Origin of the sequence: Caballeronia sp. AZ7_KS35, assembly GCF_023631045.1 — a bacterium.
In the GTDB taxonomy this organism is placed as follows: Bacteria; Pseudomonadota; Gammaproteobacteria; order Burkholderiales; family Burkholderiaceae; genus Caballeronia; species Caballeronia zhejiangensis.
The window spans coordinates 203,030-224,430 of record NZ_JALQDV010000042.1; the positions used below are offsets into that span (position 1 = coordinate 203,030).

Below are 21,401 nucleotides of genomic sequence, written 5' to 3' on the forward strand. Positions count from 1 at the left end.
TCATGAAGAACGCATTCAAGCCTCTCTTTGCGATGCTGTTTGCATTGGCGTCCTCGGCTCATGCAGCCGACGATGCACTCGTCACGCGTGGCGCCTATCTCGCGCGAGCAGGCGATTGCGTCGCTTGTCACTCGACTCAAAAGGGCAAGCCGCTCGCAGGCGGTTTGCCGATGATGACGCCGTTGGGCGCGATCTATACGACCAATATCACGCCCGATCCGGACACGGGAATCGGCCGCTACACGGAAGAGGACTTCGCGCGCGCCTTGCGCGAAGGCGTTGCGAAGGATGGGCATAACCTTTATCCGGCGATGCCTTACCCTTCTTATGCAAAGATAAACGACGAGGACATGCATGCGCTTTACGCGTATTTCATGCATGGCGTCACACCCGTCAAGCAGGCCAATCGTGAGCCGGACATGAAATGGCCGCTCAATATGCGCTGGCCGCTTAAGCTATGGAACGCGGTCTTTCTGGAAAAGGGCGTTTATCAGAACAAATCCGGAAAGGATGTCGCGTGGAATCGTGGCGCTTATCTCATTCAGGGACTCGGACATTGCGGCTCATGCCACACGCCGCGGGGCATCGCATTTCAGGAAAAAGGACTCGACGAAAGCAATAGCGCCTATTTGACGGGCGGCTTGCTCGATAACTGGTTCGCTTCCAACCTGACGGGCGAGCACAATACCGGCCTCGGGCGCTGGTCGGAGCAGGACATTGCCAGCTTTCTCAAGACGGGCGCGAACGCGCACGCGTCTGCATTCGGCTCGATGACGAGCGTCGTCAACAACAGCACGCAGATGTTGAGTGACGACGATCTTGCCGCGATGGCGCGCTATTTGAAGTCGTTGCCCGCGTCGGGGGGCAATGGTGGACCGCGCTATTCATATGATCCCAAAGCGACGAAAGTGTCCTTGTCGCGTCCGGCCGCATCGGATTCGGGAGCGCGGGTCTATACCGCCTATTGCTTGCATTGTCATGGTGCGGACGGCCGTGGCTTCGCACCCATGCTTGCGCCGCTCGCGGGCAATCCAAACGTTCTGGAAAAGGATGCATCGTCGCTGATCAACGTGACGCTGAACGGCACCGGCGATCTGGTTATCGGCGGCGTGCCCGCGCCTTACCCGATGCCGCGCTATGCACCCGTGCTGAACGATCAGCAGATCGCGGACGTACTTACTTTCATCCGGGGCGCGTGGAACAACGGCACGCCGGCTGTGCAGGCATCGGACGTGACGAAGATGCGCAAGGCGACGCAGTGACTGTATGGGTCAGGAAGAAAAATCGATGACATCCAGGTGAATCGAACTGGATGGATGCGCGAGGAATTTGCGATGCACACGTGCACTGATGCGCTCATAACCATCGCTCAGGGCTTTTAGCAAGCGCTCGTCGCTTGCTCCTGTCGGTGCCCAAAAGCACTGTTCCAACGCCTTGCGCGTGATGTTGCATTGAATGGCCTGCTCGCGAGAGAACGCGACGAAGCTGACGGAGGCGCGGTCCGCCGAAATAGTGGCATGGATCAGGAGCTTGCTCGTCATGGTTCGGCAGGAGAGATACGTTTCGCTGAATTTTATTGTGTCAGAATTTGGTGAACTCGCGAATCCTCGAATGAGCGCGAAACGTGCGCAAACGGCCAGAAGCAGGCGTTTTTCGCTTCAAGGCGGTTCCAACGCGGGGGACAAACTTCATATGAATGAATCGAACGTTCGTATTCGGCGTTCACCGACGTTAAAGATTTGCGGAGTAGTCTGAGGTGCAACCTGCGGGATTCGACGCCGCGCGAGATCCCATACCGGCAAGACTGGCGCGGTTGTCCATGAATGTCCATGAAAAATGAAAAGAAAAGCATGCTCAGGTGTACTACTCTAGGAACGATCATCCGAAGCGGCGCGGCACACCGCATCAGCAAGCGGGGCGTGCGGCGCATTCCCGGAACTTCACCGGCAACGTCTACGCGGCTTCTGTTGCGGCGGGCGTTGTCGCCAGCAGGAGCGGAACATGAAGCATCCATCGTTGATGGATCCCTGGAGCCGTACCCTGGCAATGCTCGACAGCCTTCCGAACCGCCCTTCGGAAGCGAACGAGAAGCTCTCACTGATGACACGACCGCTCGTACGGAATGTCCAAGGCAAGACCGCATGCATCGGATCCACCGACGGGCATTGCGTCAATATTCGCGTGCTGGAGCGCTTGAGCGAATCGACGCTCTCGCTATCCTGGCACGATCCCACGTCGTTCAATTACTCGGAGCAGGTCTGGGCCCTTTGCACTGCCCGCAAGCGCGGAACGTGTGCCTTGAGCGGTCAGGCGATCAGGCGCGGACAGCCTGTTTATAGGCCGAGGCGTGTCGGCAGTTCGGTCCCGCTCAATAGCGGCGCAATGATTCTGGCGCTTGCGCTCACTCCGGATGAACAGGAAGCGAGCCTCGTTTCCGAGTGATCGGCTTTCGTCCGCGAGACGCGTGCGCGAAGCAAGCGTCTGTGGCCATGCGCGAACTGCCTTGATGATTCAAAGGGATGCGATATCGCGTATCGTCTGATGAGCGGACGATGACCAAGCTCGTTCAAGTTCAGGTGTATCTGCGAGCGCGCTAACGACATCTGCGTTTTTCTTGCAAGAGCGCTTGGCTTGGGCGTTATCCATATAAGATCTGCAAAGGATGGCAATCGTGCGTCGCGCGGACGCATTACATTGCTCATTCCATTCGCCGCTTGCAGAAATCTATGGGAGGAGTTATGGCCACATTGGCACAGTTGGAAAGCCAGATTCAGAAATTGCAGCGTCGCGCGGATGTATTGCGGGAAAGAAAGTCGATCGAGGTCATCGCCAAAATTCGGGCAATGATGGACGAGTTCGGCTTGACCATTGCCGATCTCGCCAAGGCCGGTTCAGGCACGCGAAAAACACGCGGCCGTCCTGCGGGTTCTGGTCAATCGGCCGTTTCCAGAAAAGGAGCGACCAAGTCCAAGTTGCCGCCGAAATATCGCGACCCGGAATCGGGCGCCACCTGGAGCGGACATGCTCGTCCGCCCGCTTGGATCAAGGATGCACCTGACCGCAGCGTGTATCTGATCAATGGTGCTGCCAGCAAGAACGGCGCGCGCAAAAGAAAGAGTGCACGGAACGCCGCTGCCTAAAGGTAAGGGAAGGCTTAGGCGAGCAAAGGACTGCGCACGCGGGAAAAACCGCTTGCCCGATCATAAGCAAGCCCGATCTGCAATACGCCAAGATCGCCTTGCGTCGGTCCAATGATTTGCAATCCGGCCGGCAAGCCGCCGGCACCCAATCCGGCTGGCGCGCTTAGCGCGGGCAGCGATGCCATCGTCGCCGGAACGACGGTCTCCATCCAGCGATGATAGGTATTCATCTCGCGGCCGTCGATAACATGCGGCCAGTCCAAGTCCGCATCAAACGGAAAGACCTGCGCCGAAGGCAACACGAGATAGTCGAAACGATCGAATAGCGCATTGATTGCCTGATACCAGGCCGTCCGATCGCGAATTGCACGGGACGCATCTTCTCCCGATAACTTCAGACCTCGTTCAATCTCCCATACCGCTTCCGGTTTGAGCAACTTTCTCTTGGCGGCGTCGCGATAAAGCGGCGCATTGGTGCCGGAGAAGGTAAGGCTGCGCAAATCGATCCAGGCTTTCCATAGACAGTCGAGATCAAAGTCGATATCGGCAGCCTCCACGATGCAGCCCGCCGTTTCGAAGTGACGCAGCGCCGATAAATACGTCTCCATCAACCCCGCTTCCATCGGCAGATGTCCGTTCAGGTCGCCGAGCCAGCCAATACGCGTGCCGCGCACATCGCGCTCGAGCGCGTTCGCGAAGTCGGCGGGCTTGTCGTTTCTGCGTGAAAGAGGCGCGCGGACGTCGAAGCCGGCCTGTACCGACAACAATAGTCCCAGATCGGGAATGGTTCGCGCGATCGGCCCGGCGACGCTGAATTGCTGGAAGAAGACGTCGTCGCTTGGCGCATACGGCACGCATCCTGGCGTCGTGCGAAAGCCGAAGACGTTATTGAATGCAGCGGGCGTGCGCAGTGAGCCCATCATGTCGGTGCCGTCCGCGAAGGGCAGCATGTGCACCGCGACGGAAACCGCCGCGCCGCCGCTGCTTCCGCCCCCCGAACGCGATTGGTCGAAGGCGTTGCGCGTGGTCCCGTACACCGGGTTATAGGTATGTCCGCCCAAGCCGAATTCCGGCGAATTAGTGCGGCCAATGAATATTGCGCCCGCGTTGCGCATGCGCTCGAAGATGACGGCGTCCATCTTCGAAAGTTCGCCTGCATAGAGAGGAGAGCCTTTCGTCGTGACCATTCCCGCGACGGGAAGGATATCTTTGGGCGCTTGTGGAAAGCCATGCAGAGGTCCAAGGCTCTCTCCGCGGGATAGCTGTGCATCGCGCTCGGCGGCGAGAGAGCGTAGTGCATCGCGATCTTGCATCGCAACGATCGCATTCACGACAGGATTGAAGCGATCGATTTGCGCTAGATAGGCGTTCATCACTTCGACGCACGAGACGTCGCGCGCATGAATTGCTCGAGTCAGCGCGATAGCTTCGAGCGAAACAATATCCTTATCGGGCGTTGAGACGGACTTTGCGTCGAGTGCGGTCATGGCTATGTCGTGAATGGCAGACGGATTCAGCAATGAAACTCGGGAAGAACATGTGCGGCGACTTCTTCGATGATATCGCGCGCGGCTCGTCGTTCCGATGTGATGTTGAGCGTCACATGATGCGTTCCGTTCTCGCGCATCTCGCGCAAGAGCGCAACGAGCGCGCGACGTCCCGTGCGATAGCCGAGCGATATGTCGACAGCGGGTTCGTTCGCATCTTCGCTGAGATCGAGCCGCATTGCGACGCCGAATGCACGAAAAGCGCCGGACGCCGCGCGATCGACCGCAGCACGCCACATGCTATATCGCCCGCGCTGAGCTTGCGGCTCGCGATGATAAGTCATCCAGCCAAGCGAATGACGCGCAATCCAGTCGACGCTCTGACCGCCCGAACCGACGGCGAGCATTGGAATGGAAGTGTTATGGCGAGGCAAAAGATAGAAGTCGGGCGCGCCTCCAGGTGCATGATCGGGGATCACGCGAGAGGGCACGGTGACGGCAGCGGCGAGCGTTTCCCAATGTTGCCTGTACAGATCGCGCCGTGTATCCGGATCGCGGCCGAACGCGGCGTATTCCGGTGGACGATCGCCTGAACCGACGCCCAGTATGAAGCGTTGCCGAGACAGGGCGTCGACGGAGATTGCGCCTTTGGCGACATGAAGGGGATGTCTGAGCGTCAACACGATTGCGCCGCTGATGAGCGCAATGCGTTCCGTGTTCGATGCCAGCGCGCCGAGCAGCACCCAAGGGTCGAGATGTCCGACCGGATCGGGATACTCGATACTATTGAGCGGCACGTCGCGGACCCAGAGCGCACGAAAGCCGAGCCGGTCGGCCAGCCGCGCCAGCGATAGCTGTTCGCTGTAGTCGACGACGCTATCGTTATCGCGCGTGATCGGCAGCGTGATGCCGATAGAGAGCTTGTCTTGCGCGAAAACCGAGTTCGCGATCGAAGACGACATTGGAGTGTTTTCGCTAGCGTTCATGACACGCGTTGCGTCGAGGAAAGGGTCCGACGCTGATGGTATCACTGCCTTGATAAACGATGCCCGGCGCGATAAGGCACCAGGCATCGTTAAAGCGCGAGTTTTTAAGCAGCGGGCACTAGGCTGCGCCGAGTGACGAGCGATACGAGATACGTGACGATGACATTCACGACGAGTGCAATCAGGCCGATATAGACCGGCCACGAAGCATCACCGAGATGGACGACATAAACCGGCTTGAGGCCTTGCGAGATCGCGAGACCGGTGCCCAGCACGATACCGAACAGCCAACCCAGAGATAGGCCGGGCGTGGTCAATCGGCGCGTATAGAGCGTGAACACGATGGCCGGGAATATCTGCAGAATCCATACGCCGCCGAGCAACTGCAGGTCGATCGCATACTGTGTCGGCAGGAACACGATGAATAGCAACGCGCCGAATTTCACGACGAGCGATACGAGCTTCGCCGTCGATGCTTCAGCCGTGGATGACATGTCAGGCGATACGAGTGGACGCCACAAGTTACGGGTGAACAGATTCGCTGCGCCGATCGACATGATCGCCGCCGGCACGAGTGCGCTGATCGCGATAGCCGCAGCCGCGAAGCCCACGAACCACGAGGGAAACAGCGTGCCGAACAACGCCGGCACGACATCCGATGCCGACTTCACATGCACGCCCGCCGCGATCGCCATATAGCCCAGCAGCGCGATCAAGCCCAGAAGCAGCGTATAGGCTGGGAGGAAGATGGCGTTCTTGCGCACCGTCATCGCGGATGAAGACGAGAGCACCGCCGTCATCGTATGTGGATACATGAATGCGGCGAGCGCGGAGCCGAGCGCGAGCGATGCATAAGCCGTGAATTGTCCCGGCTTGAGAATGATGCCCGTCGGGCCACCTTTCGCCTTGAAGTATTGATCGGCCGAATCGAATACATGCGCGTAACCGCCCAGCTTCAAAGGAATCAGCCATACCGCCGCGATCACGACGATATAGATCATGATGTCCTTCACGAAGGCGATCATCGCGGGGGCGCGCAGCCCGCTCGTATAGGTATAAAGCGCAAGAATCACGAATGCGATGATGAGCGGCAGTTCGCCCGTCACGCCGAGGCCCTTGATGACAACTTGCATGCCGACGAGCTGAAGCGCGATATAGGGCATCGTTGCGACGATGCCCGTGATCGCCACCGCAGCAGGAAACCATTTGCCGCCGTATTCGCCCTGCACGTAATCTGCGCCCGTGATGTGATTTTTCGCATGGGCGATCTTCCACAGCTTGGGCATCACCGCAAACACGAACGGATAGACGATGATCGTATAGGGCAGTGCAAAGAAGCCATACGCGCCGACCGAATACACAAGTGCTGGGACGGCAATCACGGTATAGGCCGTATAGAAATCGCCGCCGACGAGAAACCATGAAATCAATACGCCGAACTGGCGGCCGCCGAGGCCCCATTCGTGAAGCTGTGTGAGATCGCCTCGCTTCCAGCGCGCGGCGAAGAAGCCGACGACGGTCACGAGCACGAAGAACGCGATGAAGATGGTCATCGCGACCGGATCGACTGGCGTGAGATCGTTCATTTCAGGCCCCTGTGCACGATGTAAAGCAGGAGCGAAGTGAGCGGCACCCACAAGAACTGATACCAATAGAAAAACGGAAAGCCCGCGAAGGAAGGCCGTGTGTCGTTATAGAACGGCAGCCAAAGCAGTGCGACGTAGGGTATCAAAAGCGCAACCCAAAGCCATGGGCCACGGGGCGCATCGTTATCGGATTCCAAAGCTATTCTCCTCGTGAATCGGCGCTGATAAGAACTTGCCGGCGCGCGGCCTCCGCGAATGTTCTGCCGATGGGAGTGAGCGCCGCGCCGCGAACGGCTGCGCATTATCCAACTAATTCGCTTTTATTGCCGGACGCCTAAGAGATGGAAAGGGCTTGTGCCAATCGATGCTTACGCAAGGCTTTCCGCGTCTGCCGAATTCGACGAATCGCCGATAGCTTTGGTCATTTCATGCCTTCAAAAAGCGCGATCTATGCTTACGAAGTTATGACGCGCGGAGAACTCGCTCGCATGCCGGCGAGCATCGCGCGCTTGCCGCCGAAGCCTGCAAGCTTGCGATATTCGAATCCGCTTTCGATGAGTGCGCGTTTGACAATGCCCGCGCTGGTGAACGTGGCGAAGGTTGCGTCGTCTTTTGCCATGCGCGCCAGCGAAGCGAATACGGCGGGCGTCCACATGTCCGGATTCTTGGCTGGCGCAAAGCCGTCGAGATAGATGGCGTCCGCTGCAACGCCATGATCGGCCAGGCGTGGCAAGAAGTCGGCGGCGTCGCCATAGCCAAGCGTCAACCTGACCGCGCCGGCAACGAACGTTCGCCGATGCACGCCGCCTTCGAGCAGAGGCCATGCGCGAATGAGCGCGTCGGCCAGTGGCGCGATAGCGGCATCGTCGATGATCGCCGCGTGCGCCGCGCGTAGATCGTCTGCGCGGAATGGATGCTTTTCTATCGATACGTATTCGAGCGTCGGCGGCCGATGTGCATCGTCGAGCCACGCGGCCCACGTCGCAAGGAAATTGATGCCCATGCCGAAGCCGGTCTCGAGCACCGTGAAGCCATGCTTGCCGCGCCAGCGCGCGGGCAAGTCATTGCCATCGAGAAAGACATGGCGCGCCTGAGCCAGCGCGCCCGCCGCGCTGTGATAGATGTCGTCGTGACGCGGCGAATACGGGGTTCCGTCACGGAACACGAGCGATGCCGGAATCAGCGGCGCTTCCATCGTTCAGGCATCGGGCGACGATTGATCGAGCGTGATGCCCAGTTCGCTTGCCATTTGCTGAACCATTGCGCGCAATTGCGTGACTTCATGAGCAAGGCGCTTTTGCTCGGACTTCAACGCTTCGAATTCGGAAAGGGAATAAGATTCGCCGCCTTGAGTTTCGCGCGAAGGCATATCGCTCAAGCTTACTTCGCCGCAAAGCAGATGCATCCAGCGGCTTTCGCGCTCGCCCGGTGTGCGCGGCAGCTTCACAACACGCGGCGGATCATTCGCGGCGAGTTCATCCAGAAAGCTCTCGACCGATGATATATCCGCGAACGAATGCAGCCGCGCACTGTTCGCGCGCAACTCCGCCGCGGTTTGCGGGCCCCGCAGGAATAGCGTGGCAAGTAGCGCGACTGACTGACTCGGCACGCCGAGCACGCGGTTCACGTTATGTTCGAAGCGCGGCACACGGCTGCTGCTGCCTTCGATGACGAGACTCAGGCGTTTAAGGCCATCGATCGTCGTCAGCACTTCGTCCTCGCTTACGCTCATCACCGGGGCGCGTGCGGTCTTCTGATTGCATCCCGCGGTTAGGGAATTCAACGAAAGAGGATAGGTGTCAGGCACGGTATGCTGTTTCTCGACGAGCACGCCGAGCACGCGGGCTTCAAGCGGCGTGAGTTCGCGCAGTGCGGGACGGGGTGTTGCTTCAGAGGGCGTGTTCATAAGCGTGATTGACGTGCAGTAAGACGCTTATCATACCGGCGCCGTAGGAAGCCTCTGTCATTCGCGCACCTCGATGCAGCATGAAGTTCATCCAACGCACGTGCATTGTCCGGCAGCGATGCGCTGTTTTGGTGCAAAAGATCGCGACGACGGCGTATTCGAAGCGTGCTTTATATAAGGAGGCGAACCGCTTTAATCATTGGCATCGAAGTTGCTTTTTCTGCATCGGCACTGGGCTGCCCGCGCAATCGATGCTTCACACAGCAATGGTGTGACGGATAAGTGAGCATCGCGCTTCGAGGTCGCCTATCGACGTACCATGCGGTCGGGTACGTCGCGTCTTTCGGGCTCTTCAAGCGTTTGCGAGTGCAACCAGGAATACGAGCGAAGGGGAATCGACGCCCCGGCATGCACTTCATTTGGAAGACCGGCTATGACGCAAGCATTCTTCAACGAGATGTTCGAGCGCAGCGATCTGGAGGCGCGCGGGTTGCCGGCGGTGGCATTTCGCGGCGTGGGTGATCCACGCTCGCATTACCGCGATTTCATGGCCTGGCTTTCCGCTCAAAGCGAGCAGCAGATCGATCTCAAACGCGCCGAAGCGGATCTCAACTTCAGGCGTGTCGGCATAACCTTCGCGGTCTACGGAACGAGCGATCTGCCCGGCATCATTCCGGAGCGCACGATTCCATTCGATGTCATTCCGCGCATCTTCCCCGCCGATGAATGGCGCGCGTTGGAGCGCGGCCTGCGGCAGCGCGTGAACGCGCTCAACCGCTTCATCCATGATATCTATCATCAGCAGGACATCATTCGCGCGGGCATCATTCCCGAGGCGCAGATACTCGGCAACGCTCAATATCGTCCCGAGATGCGTGGCGTCGATGTTGCGCGCGATATTTACGCGCACATCGCGGGCATCGATATCGTGCGAGCCGGGCAGGGTGAGTTTTATGTGCTCGAAGATAACTTGCGCGTGCCATCGGGCGTTTCGTACATGCTCGAGAACCGCAAGATGATGATGCGGCTATTTCCCGATCTATTCGCGCGCAATCGCGTGGCGCCGGTGGCGCACTATCCGGACTTGCTGCTCGATACCTTGCGCGCGGCCGCGCCCGCGGCAGTCGAAAATCCGACCATCGTCGTGATGACACCGGGGATGTATAACTCGGCTTATTTCGAGCACGCGTTTCTGGCGCAGCAGATGGGTGTCGAACTCGTCGAAGGGCAGGATCTCTTTGTCGAGAACGATTATCTGTATATGCGTACGACACAAGGGCCGCAGCGCGTCGACGTGATCTATCGCCGCATCGACGATGACTTTCTCGACCCGCTCGTGTTCCGGCCGGATTCCGCGCTCGGCGTGCCGGGTCTGATCGGTGCATACCGCGCGGGTAACGTCTCGTTATGCAACGCGGTGGGGACGGGCATCGCGGACGATAAATCGATCTATCCGTATGTGCCGGACATGGTGCGCTTTTATCTCGGCGAAGAGCCGATTCTCAACAATGTGCCGACGTGGATGTGCCGCAAGCCGGATGATCTGAAGTATGTGCTCGACCATCTTCCCGAACTCGTCGTAAAGGAGACGCATGGCGCGGGCGGTTACGGCATGCTGGTCGGCCCGGCTTCGACCGCGGCGCAGATTGCCGAGTTTCGTGCTGTGCTCGAAGCGCATCCGGAGAAGTACATCGCGCAGCCGACGCTCGCACTTTCCACCTGTCCGACATATGTGGAGACAGGAATCGCGCCGCGTCACATCGATCTGCGTCCGTTCGTGCTATCGGGCACTGAAGTGCGAATGGTGCCGGGAGGCCTGACGCGGGTTGCATTGCGGGAAGGTTCGCTCGTCGTGAATTCATCGCAAGGCGGTGGCACAAAAGATACGTGGGTACTCGAGCGCTGAGGTCAGTCATAAATAAAGCGCTGCGTCACCAAAGACAACGACAAACAACCGGGATCACCCATGCTGAGCCGTACCGCGGATCATCTCTTCTGGATGGCGCGCTATACCGAACGCGCCGAAAACACCGCCCGGATGCTCGATGCGAACTATCAGCTCTCGCTTTTGCCGCAGTCCGATGAGTATGCGGAACTGGGATGGCGCGCGATGTTGTCGATATCGGAATTGAGCGGAATTTATTCAGCCGCGCATCACGGCATGAAAAGCCGCGACGTGATCGACTTCATGGCGCGCGATCTGTCGAATCCTTCGTCCATCGTCAGTTGTTTGCGTGCTGCACGCGAAAATGCGCGGGCCGTGCGCAGTTCGACCAACAGCGAGTTATGGGAATCGCTCAACACGACGTGGCTCGACTGTCAGCGCATGCTTGCCGACGGCATTCTCGAGCGCGAACCCTATACGTTCTTCGAATGGGTGAAGTTCCGCTCGCATCTTTCGCGCGGCGTGCAGCTCGGCACGCTCGTAAAGGACGATGCGTTCTATTTCATGCGTCTCGGCACTTTCATCGAACGGGCGGACAATACAGCGCGCATTCTCGACGTCAAGTTTGAAATGATGGAACAGCGCGCGGATACTTCCGCACAGCCGTTCGATTATCACCATTGGGTGGCGGTGCTCGGTTCGGTATCGGGTTTCGAGGTGTATCGCCGCGTTTATCGCGATGTCATTACGCCCGAACGCGTGGCGGGGCTGCTGATTCTTTATGGCGACTGGCCGCGTTCCCTTGCAGCGAGCATCGCAGAAGTGGAGCAGTTGATCGGCCACGTGACGAAAGGGCGGGATACGGAAGCGGCGAGGCTCGCCGCGCAATTGAGTTCGGAACTGAAGAACGGGCGCATCGTCGACATCCTGAAAGGCGGATTGCACGCTTATCTCGTGGATTTCCTCGCGCGCGTGAACGATCTCGCAGGCCGTGTGAGCCGCGACTTTCTGTTGCCGATCGCGCCGGAACCGCCGATGCAATCGCAAACGCAGTCGCAGTCGCAAAGCAAAGGCTGAGCGCGTGCGTTCAGCGCTTGGCCGCCCCCGCGACGACACGATGCACGAAGCGGAGCTTGTCGATGACAGGCGGCGCGAGCGTGAACGGATAGCCGTCGGGCATGCCGAGGCTGCGATTCAGGCTATTCAGGACATAAGTGAGTGGAAACCAGCGTTTCATGAGGTTATCAAACGTGGTTTCGTCGACGGGCGTCTGATCGGTAAGCGTCGGCTCGTGCGGACTATCGGGCACGAGCACGAGGCCGCACGATACGGCGGTATCGAGCGTGTCGACGATATGCAGATAATGCGCCCAGGTCTCCGCCCAGTCTTCCCACGGATGCATCGTGGCGTAGGCACTGATGAAGTTGTCTTCCCATTGAGCGGGCGGACCTTCCTGGTAATGGCGGTCGAGTGCGGCGGCGTAGTCGGCTTGTTCGTCGCCGAATGCAGTGCGAAACGGTGCGATGCGAGCGGTGTCCGCGATCAGGCGATCAAAGAAGTAGTGCCCGGATTCATGACGGAAATGACCGAGCAAGGTGCGATACGGCTCGTGAAGCGCAGAGCGCGTTTTCTCGCGATGAGCATCGTCAGCTTCAGCGATGTTGAGCGTGATGATGCCGTTGTTATGGCCCGTCATTACGCCATGGCCTTGCGCATCGGCTTCGAGAAACTGGAATTCGAGGCCGCGCTCGGGATCTTCCTGACGCGACTTCACGGGCAGGCCCAACTCGGAAAACGTGTACAGCAGGCGGCGCTTCGCGGCTTCGATGCGATACCAGTAGACGCGGTTTTCCGGATTCGAGAGGTTGGGAATGGTGCTCGTCAATTGGCACGAGCAGCACAGCGGGTCGGTCGGATCGACGTCGGGCGCAGGAACGACCCAGTTGCAGACATTTTCGACCACGTAGTTATGGCACGGCCGATAGAGGAGATCTTTGGCGAGCGGATGCAGGCTGCGCCAGCGACCGTCCCCGTTTTCTTCGAAGGCGCTGATCTGACTGATCTCGGGCACATAGCCGAGCCGCGCGCCGCAGTTTTCGCAATGCGTGTTCTCGAAGAACACGAGCTGGTTGCAGCGATTGCAGTGAAAGGTCTTCATCGTGTGGTCGGCGGAAGTGTTATTGCGCGAGGTTCGGTGTGCGCGCTATCGGCGAAGCAGTCGCAAACATCGTGCCGTAGTCAGAACGTTTTTTCCATGACAAGCAGAAAAACGCGTTGCAGCGCGGCTTGTGTGCGCGGCGTCAATTGAGCAAAGGAGTCCGGTGTGTCCATTCGTGTCGCGTTGAACCATGTCACGCACTATCGCTATGACCGGCTCGTCGGTCTTTCGCCGCAAGTCGTGCGCTTGCGGCCTGCGCCCCATTGCCGGACGCCGATCGTGTCGTATTCGATGCGTGTCGAGCCAGAGGATCATTTCATCAACTGGCAGCAGGACGCGTTCGCGAACTATCAGGCGCGACTGGTTTTCCCCGAGAAAACGCGCGAATTCAAGGTAACGGTCGATCTCGTTGCGGAAATGGCCGTCTATAACCCGTTCGACTTTTTTCTCGAACCGGCCGCCGAAAAGTTTCCATTCAGCTATGCGCCAGAATTGCTGCATGATCTCGCGCCTTACATGGTCAAGCGTGAGCCGACTCCGCGCTTTGCCGCATTTGTCGAAAGTATCGATCGCTCCCCGCGCGCGACGATCGATTTTCTCGTCGAATTGAATCAAAGGCTATCCCACGAGATTCGCTATCTGATCCGCATGGAGCCGGGCGTGCAGACGCCCGAGGAAACGCTTGAAAGCGCGGCGGGTTCGTGCCGGGATTCGGGCTGGCTACTCGTGGAAACGCTGCGTCATCTCGGGCTGGCGGCGCGCTTCGTGTCGGGCTATCTGTTGCAGCTCGCACCGGATACCAAATCGCTCGATGGCCCGAGCGGCACCGAAGTGGACTTCACCGACCTGCACGCGTGGTGCGAAGTGTTCCTGCCTGGAGCGGGCTGGATAGGCTTCGATCCTACTTCCGGCCTGCTCGCCGGCGAAGGACATATTCCGGTCGCGTGCACGCCGGAGCCGGACAGTGCGGCACCGGTCTCTGGCGCGATTGACAAATGCGAAGTCGAATTCGTTCATGCGATGTCGATCGAGCGCGTGCTCGAAACGCCGCGCGTGACGAAGCCTTATAGCGAGGAAGACTGGAACGCGGTGCTGCGTATGGGCGAGCAGGTGGATGCGCGATTGAATGCATCCGATGTGCGTCTCACCATGGGTGGCGAGCCGACTTATGTTTCGGTTCGCGATCGCGATGAACCGGAATGGAACACCGATGCGCTGGGCCCGACGAAGCGCGCCTACGCCGTTTCGCTGATGGACAAGCTGCGCGCGCAGTACGGCGCAAGCGGCTTCCTGCACATCGGACAGGGCAAGTGGTATCCGGGCGAGCAATTGCCGCGCTGGGCGCTGTCGCTTTTCTGGCGCGCGGATGGCGAACCGTGCTGGCACGATCCGTCGCTTTTTGCGGACGAGCGGCAGCCCGCGTCTTACACATCGGATGACGCCGCGCGCTTCATTCGTCATCTCTCTGGCAAGTTGTCTTTGGATTCAAAATACATTCAACCCGCCTACGAGGATACGTGGTACTACCTGTGGCGCGAACGCCGCTTGCCGGTGAACGTCGATCCTTTCGACTCGCGTCTGGACGACGAACTCGAGCGCGCCCGGCTGCGGCGCGTGTTCGATGCAGGACTTCCGTCGATTACGGGCTACGCGCTGCCGATTTCGCGCGAAGACGCCCCCACGATGCAGCCGGGCCGCTGGACCAGCGGTCCGTGGTTCTTCCGCGACGAACGCATGTACCTGATTCCGGGCGATTCGCCGATGGGCTACCGCTTGCCGCTCGACTCGCTGCCGTGGGTTTCGGAAGGCGATTATCCGTGGCAGCACGCGCACGATCCGTTCGCGCCGTCGACGCCATTGCGCACCGCGACTGAATTACGCATGCAATATGCGGATTTGGATAATGAATCGCGCATGCAAAATGCCGATGCGGTGGGAACGCGGCATGCAATGGCAACGGGTCCGTCGCGGGAGCGCGTCCCGCAACGCGGCGAGTCGGCTGGCTGGATCGCGCGGACCGCTGTGTGCGTGGAAGCGCGTGACCCCGCGCGCGCGGCCGGTCCGAAAGCGGAAGCCGACGCCCTCGAAAAGCTCGGCAACGGCAACAAGCTGATGCATGTCTTCATGCCGCCGCTCACCGAACTCGACGACTATCTCGATCTGCTTGCGGCCATCGAAGCCACGGCTTCCGATCTGAAGATTCCGGTCATTGTCGAAGGCTATCCGCCGCCGCGCGATGCGCGTCTCAAGATGCTCCAGGTGACGCCGGATCCGGGCGTGATCGAGGTGAACATTCATCCGGCTGCGAACTGGAACGATCTTGTCGAACACACGGAGTTCTTGTACAACGCGGCGCACGAGTCGTATTTAAGCCCCGAGAAATTCATGCTCGATGGCCGGCACACCGGCACCGGCGGCGGCAATCACTTCGTGCTTGGCGGTGCGACACCCGCCGACAGTCCATTCCTTCGTCGCCCCGATCTGCTTGCGAGCCTGATCGCGTACTGGCATAACCATCCATCGCTGTCGATGCTGTTTTCAGGGCTTTTTATCGGTCCGACGAGTCAGGCGCCGCGCGTCGATGAAGCACGCAACGATCAGGTCTATGAACTCGAGATCGCGTTCGCCGAACTGCAAAGACAACTCGACATGCTCGGCGGACGCGGCAATGCCACTGTGCCGCCGTGGCTTATCGACCGCATTTTGCGCAACATCCTGATCGACGTAACCGGCAACACGCACCGCGCGGAGTTTTGCATCGACAAGCTGTATTCGCCCGACGGACCCACTGGCCGGCTCGGCCTGCTCGAACTGCGCGGCTTCGAAATGCCGCCGCACGCGCGCATGAGTCTCGTGCAGCAACTGTTGTTGCGCGCGCTCGTTGCACGATTTTGGAACGCGCCCTATACCGCGCGACTCACGCGCTGGGGCACCGAACTGCATGACCGGTTCATGCTCGGCACTTTCGTGCAAATGGATTTCGACGACGTGCTCAGCGAGTTGCGCGAAGCGGGCTTCGCATTCGAGCGAAGCTGGTTCGCGCCGCATTTCGAGTTCCGCTTCCCACTCGTCGGCGCATACGATACGAACGGCATCGCGCTCACGATCCGCAATGCACTCGAACCGTGGCACGTCATGGGCGAAGAGGGCGCGATCGGCGGCACGGTGCGTTTCGTCGATTCATCCGTCGAACGTCTCGAAGTGCGCGTGCTCGGCCTGAATGGCAATCGGCATGTCGTAACTGTCAATGGCGAGACGCTGCCGCTGCAACCTACAGGGCGCGTAAGCGAATACGTGGCCGGCGTGCGCTTTCGCGCGTGGTCGCAAGCCGCATCCCTGCATCCGACCATCGACGTACATGCGCCGCTTACCTTCGATATCGTCGATACATGGACCGGACGCGCGATCGGCGGATGTCAGTACCACGTCGCGCATCCGGGCGGACGCAACTATCAAACCTTCCCGGTCAACGCCTATGAAGCCGAAAGCCGCAGGCGCGCACGCTTCTTCGCGACAGGACACACGCCCGGTGCGATGCGTGTCGAAGCCCGCGAACGCAGCCTCGAATTCCCGTTCACGCTCGACCTGCGCTATCGTTAAAGTGCATTCATCATTCGAATAAAGAACAGAGACGACATTGGCCTATCAATCGACCTTGCCTTTCGACATCGCCTCGGCCCGCATCGATGCGCTCGCGCTGCTGCGCACGCTGCCCGCGCGCGAAGGGCATTGGGACGAATTGCGCGACGCGGCAGGCCAGTTGCGTGAGCCCTGGCGTCAGTTTTTCGAATTGCTCGGCGAGCAGGGCGTCGAGCGGCTCGACGATGGCGTCGCCGCCGTCGCGCAGCAGGTGCGCGACAACGACATCACGTACAACGTGTATGCCGATAACGGCAAGCCGCGTGCGTGGTCGCTCGATCTCCTGCCGCTCATCATCGATGAAGAAGAGTGGGCGCTGATCGAGCGCGGCGTTGCGCAACGCGCGCGCTTGATGGAAGCGATCGTCGCGGATGTCTATGGTCCGCAGACATTGCTGCATCGCGGCCTGCTGCCGGGCGCGCTCGTCTTCGGGCATCCCGGCTACTTGCGCGCGGTGAAGGGTTTCATGCCGCCGTGCGGCCGCTTTCTGCAGATCGTCGCTGTCGATCTCGCGCGCGCGCCATCCGGCTCGTGGACGGTCATCGCGCATCGCACCGAAGTGCCTTCCGGTTTGGGTTATGCGCTCGAAAACAGATTGATCGTCTCGAGCCTCTTCGCCGATCCCTTTCGCGCGATGCATGTGAGCCGTCTCGCGGCGACCTATTCGCAACTCATCGCGACGATCGCGCAAGCGGCTCGCGCGACGATGCACGATGACGACGACGGCCGCAGCGATGCATCGAACGATGCGCCGCATATCGCGTTGCTGAGTCCCGGCCCATTCAGCGAGACTTACTTCGAGCATGTGTTTCTCGCGCGATATCTGGGCGTGACGCTCGTCGAAGGCAAGGACCTCACGGTGCGGCACGACAAGCTCTATCTGAAGACGCTTGCCGGCCTGTCGCGCGTGCACGCAGTGATACGGCGTCTTGACGATGCGTTCTGCGATCCCGTCGAATTGCGCGCGGACTCCACCATCGGCGTGCCCGGCTTGCTGCAGGTCATGCGTGCGGGCAATGTGATGGTGTCGAACGTGCCGGGCGCGGGCTTCACGGAATCCCCCGCGCTCAACGCGTTTTTGCCGGGCATTGCGCAAGCCTTGCTGGATGAAACCCTGGAATTGCCGACGGTGCCGACATGGTGGTGCGGCGAAGAAGCCGCGCGGTCCGAAGTATTCGAGCGCCTCGATCACGCGCTCATCGCGCCGACATGGCCTGGCGCGCAGGCCGATCACGCACCGGGCATCGATGCGGGCGTGCAGGCGCTTTCGGCATGGCGCGAACGCATCGAACGCGCGCCGGATGTCTTCACGGTGCAGGAGAATCTGCCGTTCTCCACGGCGCCGCGCTTTCATGATGGCGCGCTCGGCTCGCGTCCATGCGTGCTGCGCGCCTATGCGATCGCCAACATCGACGGAAGCTGGAGCGTGATGCCAGGCGGCTTCACGCGGCTCGCGGCCGACAAGCGCGCGACCGTGTCCATGCAGTTCGGCGGCAGCAGCGTCGATACATGGGTGATGTCGAGCCAGCCCGGCAGCGCCGTGTCGTTGCAACCGACGCCGATGAAGCCGGGCGAGCTGCGCAAGCATCGCATCGTGTCGAGCCGAGCCGCGGAGAATCTTTTCTGGGCGGGTCGTTATGGCGAGCGCGCGGAAAACAACGTGCGCTTGTGCCGCCTTCTGCTCGGCATGCTCGATGGCAACGATGCTGAAGAACTCTTTCCGACGCTCACTGAACTCGCATCGCAATGCGGACTCATCCCATCGGGCGAAACGCTCGCGCGCAGCACGCCGCAAGCGTTCGAACGTGTGCTCGTCGCGGGCTTGCCGGAATCGAGCAAAGCGACGAGCATCGGCGACAATCTCGCGGATCAGGCGCGCGCATGTGGCGAAATTCGCGACCGGCTTTCGACGGACCACTGGCGCACGATCCTCGCATCGCGCAACGACTTCCGTGATGCGCTCGCGCGTCTCTCGCCGAGCGATAAGGCAGATGAAGGCACGGTTCGCATCGGCCGCGATTACGATCGCGTGATGCTTGCAGGCGCGCTCGAACATCTTGCGACGCAATTGTCCGCAATCAGCGGCGCGCAAGGCGATCGCATGACGCGTGATGAAGCATGGCGGCTGCTCTTCATCGGAAGACATATCGAACGCGTATCGACGATGGCTACGATCCTGCATGTCGTCGCCGAGCGGGGCACGCTCGCGTCGCCCGCGGGCTTCGATCTTCTCTTGCAACTCTTCGACAGCACGCTCACGTATCGCTCGCTTTATCCGGGAAGACTCGAAGTGCCGGCGTTGATCGATCTCATCGTCGTCGATCAAACCAATCCGCGCGGACTCTATGGGGTGTACTCGCGCTTGCGTACGAAGCTCGATGAGATCGCTGCCGCAGCCGGTGGCGCACGCCGCGCACAAGCGACACGTTTCGCTGATCTTCTCGTTCACGCCGATGCGTTGCCCGATCTCACCGCGCTTTGCGAAACGCGGGCCGATGGCCGTCACGATGCGCTGATCGCGGTATGCGACCGGCTCGTTGCGTCGGTCAGCGCGGCATCGAACGAAGTCAGCGCGCGCTACTTCAGTCACGCGAATACGCTTGCCGCACAGGTGTCGTCATGAGCCTTGGCCTGAACGATACCGTGCTCGCGGTCACGCATCGGACCACCTATCGATACTCGACGCCCGTCGAAATCGCGCAGCACCTGGCGACGATCCGTCCGCTGCATTGCCCCTGGCAGCAGGTTATCTCGCATACCGAGCGCATCGATCCGGTACCGTCTTATGTGCATAGCCGCGTCGATGCATTCGGCAATGACGTGTTGTACTTCTCGCTCGATGCGCCGCACGAACGGCTTTCGATGACGAGCGAAACCACGGTCCGGCTTACGCCGCGCTGGGATGCGCTCGATGCCGAAGCGACGCCGCCTTGGGAAGATGTCGCGGATCGCTTGCGCTACAGCGCGAGTGGTTCGTTCTATCCGGAAAGCGAATTCTGTTATGCGTCGCCCAATATCTCGCTCGATCATGCATTGCGCGCGTATGCGCAAGCGAGCTTCGATAAGGGCACGCCGCTCGTCGCGGGCGCCATCGATCTGATGCATCGCATTCATGCGGACTTCGACTACAAACCGTCTGCGACTGCGTTCGATACGCCCGCATCGCGTGCGTTCGAATTGCGTCATGGCGTGTGTCAGGACTTCTCGCAAGTGATGATCGGCTGCCTGCGTGCGCTTGGATTGCCTGCTCGTTATGTGAGCGGCTATCTGCGCAACGATCCGCCGCCGGGGCACCCGAGGTTGATCGGCGCCGATGCTTCGCATGCGTGGGTGTCGGTGCATTGTCCGCAAAGCGGATGGATCGACCTCGATCCGACCAATGATGTGCTCGCGGACCTCGACCATGTGACGCTCGCGACGGGGCGCGATTACAGCGATGTGTCGTTGCTGCGCGGGATGATTCTCGGCGGAGGCGCGCACCATGTGGATGTGGCGGTGAATGTGCTGGCGTTATAAGGTGCATGTCCATGCAAAGAAAGCACGCGATTCCATACTGCGTTAATGTTTAGGGCTTTCGTCGCCATGCGCAGGCTTTAGCGCATGCCTTTCGCTTTGCAAGGAGATTCGCACGATGGAATACGTGAAACTGGGCTCGACCGGTCTCGAGGTGTCGCGGCTCTGTCTTGGTTGCATGACCTACGGCGCGCCCGATCGTGGCACGCATCCCTGGACGCTCGATGAGGAAAAGAGCCGTCCGCTCATCAAGGAAGCATTGGACGCGGGCATCAATTTCTTCGACACGGCCAATACTTACTCGGACGGCACGTCGGAGGAAATCGTCGGACGTGCGCTGCGCGATTTCACGAAGCGCGACGACATCGTCATCGCGACGAAGGTATTCAATCGCATGCGTCCCGGTCCGAATGGCGCGGGGCTCTCGCGCAAGGCGATCTTCAACGAAATCGATAACAGCCTGAAGCGGCTCGGGACCGATTACGTCGATCTCTATCAGATTCATCGATGGGATTACACGACGCCGATTGAGGAAACGCTCGAAGCACTGCATGATGTCGTGAAGGCGGGCAAGGCGCGTTATATCGGCGCATCGTCGATGTATGCGTGGCAGTTCAGCAAAGCGCTCTATACCTCTCGCGCGAACGGATGGACCGAGTTCAAAACGATGCAGAATCATTTGAATCTGCTGTATCGCGAGGAAGAACGCGAGATGATGCCGCTTTGCAGGGATCAGGGCATCGGCGTGTTGCCCTGGAGTCCGCTTGCGCGCGGCCGTCTCACGCGCGAATGGGACGCGACGAGCGCGCGTCAGGAATCGGATACCTTCGGCAGCACGCTGTATCGCACCGACGATGCCGATCGCGCGGTCGTCGAAGCCGTGGCTGCAGTCGCGAAGGCGCGCGGGGTGCCGCGTGCGCAAGTGGCGCTCGCGTGGGTTACGCAGAAGGCGCCAGTGACCGCGCCGATCATCGGTGCATCGAAACCGGGACATGTGAGCGATGCGGTCGCGGCCTTATCGCTGAATCTCACGGCGGACGAGATCGCGCAACTCGAAGCACCGTATGTGCCGCATGCCGTGTCCGGTTTCAAATGACGCGA

General features: G+C 60.0%; 16 protein-coding genes and 1 pseudogene. 9 read left to right on the top strand and 8 right to left on the bottom strand.

The annotated features are described in order from the left end of the window. The first annotated feature begins 2 nt into the window (after positions 1-2). Positions 3-1,262, top strand: coding sequence for a c-type cytochrome (locus NCT05_RS27000; RefSeq protein WP_008347792.1), 1,260 nt, complete (start codon positions 3-5; stop codon positions 1,260-1,262). A 9-nt stretch (positions 1,263-1,271) separates the two neighbouring features. On the opposite strand, the gene NCT05_RS27005 is transcribed toward NCT05_RS27000, so the two are convergent. Continuing rightward, a complete protein-coding gene (locus NCT05_RS27005; protein ID WP_008347794.1) occupies positions 1,272-1,541 on the bottom strand; it encodes a DUF1488 family protein in 270 nt (89 codons plus the stop codon). Between the two features lie 460 nt (positions 1,542-2,001). On the opposite strand from NCT05_RS27005, the gene NCT05_RS27010 reads away from it, so the two are divergent. Together NCT05_RS27010 and NCT05_RS27015 are read left to right on the top strand one after the other, a co-directional pair. After that, positions 2,002-2,442 (top strand): DUF3331 domain-containing protein, encoded by a 441-nt coding sequence (locus NCT05_RS27010; RefSeq protein ID WP_250503592.1) that lies wholly within the window; start codon positions 2,002-2,004, stop codon positions 2,440-2,442. Positions 2,443-2,738: 296 nt separating this feature from the next. After that, entirely contained in the window at positions 2,739-3,140 is a 402-nt protein-coding gene (locus NCT05_RS27015; RefSeq protein ID WP_250440886.1) for an H-NS histone family protein, read from the top strand. Positions 3,141-3,154: 14 nt separating this feature from the next. On the opposite strand, the gene NCT05_RS27020 is transcribed toward NCT05_RS27015, so the two are convergent. The 6 genes and pseudogenes from NCT05_RS27020 to NCT05_RS27045 all read right to left on the bottom strand — a co-directional run bounded on the left by NCT05_RS27020 (position 3,155) and on the right by NCT05_RS27045 (position 9,105). Continuing rightward, positions 3,155-4,627 (bottom strand): amidase, encoded by a 1,473-nt coding sequence (locus NCT05_RS27020; RefSeq protein WP_250503661.1) that lies wholly within the window; start codon positions 4,625-4,627, stop codon positions 3,155-3,157. 26 nt (positions 4,628-4,653) lie between these two features. Further along, a complete protein-coding gene (locus NCT05_RS27025) occupies positions 4,654-5,589 on the bottom strand; it encodes an LLM class oxidoreductase (protein ID WP_250503593.1) in 936 nt (311 codons plus the stop codon). A gap of 128 nt (positions 5,590-5,717) precedes the next feature. Next, positions 5,718-7,199, bottom strand: coding sequence for a monocarboxylate uptake permease MctP (mctP, locus tag NCT05_RS27030; protein ID WP_175980636.1), 1,482 nt, complete (start codon positions 7,197-7,199; stop codon positions 5,718-5,720). Beyond that, the gene (locus tag NCT05_RS27035; protein WP_309780095.1) at positions 7,196-7,396 is read right to left on the bottom strand and encodes a DUF3311 domain-containing protein; all 201 of its coding nucleotides are present in this window, start codon (positions 7,394-7,396) and stop codon (positions 7,196-7,198) included. Before NCT05_RS27035 ends, mctP begins: the two co-directional genes overlap by 4 nt. A 269-nt stretch (positions 7,397-7,665) precedes the next feature. Then, a pseudogene (mnmC2, locus tag NCT05_RS27040) lies at positions 7,666-8,394 on the bottom strand (tRNA (5-methylaminomethyl-2-thiouridine)(34)-methyltransferase MnmC2); the annotation flags it as partial. Between the two features lie 3 nt (positions 8,395-8,397). After that, entirely contained in the window at positions 8,398-9,105 is a 708-nt protein-coding gene (locus NCT05_RS27045) for a YceH family protein (protein WP_250457206.1), read from the bottom strand. A 433-nt stretch (positions 9,106-9,538) separates the two neighbouring features. On the opposite strand from NCT05_RS27045, the gene NCT05_RS27050 reads away from it, so the two are divergent. Together NCT05_RS27050 and NCT05_RS27055 are read left to right on the top strand one after the other, a co-directional pair. Next, positions 9,539-11,011 (top strand): circularly permuted type 2 ATP-grasp protein, encoded by a 1,473-nt coding sequence (locus NCT05_RS27050; RefSeq protein WP_250440888.1) that lies wholly within the window; start codon positions 9,539-9,541, stop codon positions 11,009-11,011. A gap of 60 nt (positions 11,012-11,071) precedes the next feature. After that, positions 11,072-12,067 (top strand): alpha-E domain-containing protein, encoded by a 996-nt coding sequence (locus NCT05_RS27055; protein ID WP_250436408.1) that lies wholly within the window; start codon positions 11,072-11,074, stop codon positions 12,065-12,067. 10 nt (positions 12,068-12,077) lie between these two features. Here the strand turns inward: NCT05_RS27055 and NCT05_RS27060 are convergent, their stop codons facing one another. Continuing rightward, on the bottom strand, positions 12,078-13,148 hold the full coding sequence (locus NCT05_RS27060) for a zinc-binding metallopeptidase family protein (RefSeq protein WP_250503594.1): 1,071 nt from the start codon (positions 13,146-13,148) through the stop codon (positions 12,078-12,080). Positions 13,149-13,313: 165 nt separating this feature from the next. Between NCT05_RS27060 and NCT05_RS27065 the strand changes: the two genes are divergently transcribed. From NCT05_RS27065 to NCT05_RS27080, 4 genes are all read left to right on the top strand, one after another. Continuing rightward, positions 13,314-16,748, top strand: a complete 3,435-nt coding sequence (locus tag NCT05_RS27065; RefSeq protein WP_250503595.1) for a transglutaminase family protein — start codon at positions 13,314-13,316, stop codon at positions 16,746-16,748. Between the two features lie 37 nt (positions 16,749-16,785). Continuing rightward, positions 16,786-19,410: a circularly permuted type 2 ATP-grasp protein gene (locus tag NCT05_RS27070; protein ID WP_250503596.1), complete on the top strand. Its 2,625-nt coding sequence runs from the start codon at positions 16,786-16,788 to the stop codon at positions 19,408-19,410. Beyond that, positions 19,407-20,303 (top strand): transglutaminase family protein, encoded by an 897-nt coding sequence (locus NCT05_RS27075; protein WP_008347810.1) that lies wholly within the window; start codon positions 19,407-19,409, stop codon positions 20,301-20,303. The genes NCT05_RS27070 and NCT05_RS27075 overlap by 4 nt, the downstream gene beginning before the upstream one ends. 115 nt (positions 20,304-20,418) lie before the next feature. Then, entirely contained in the window at positions 20,419-21,396 is a 978-nt protein-coding gene (locus tag NCT05_RS27080) for an aldo/keto reductase (RefSeq protein ID WP_250503597.1), read from the top strand. The last annotated feature ends 5 nt before the right edge of the window (positions 21,397-21,401 follow it).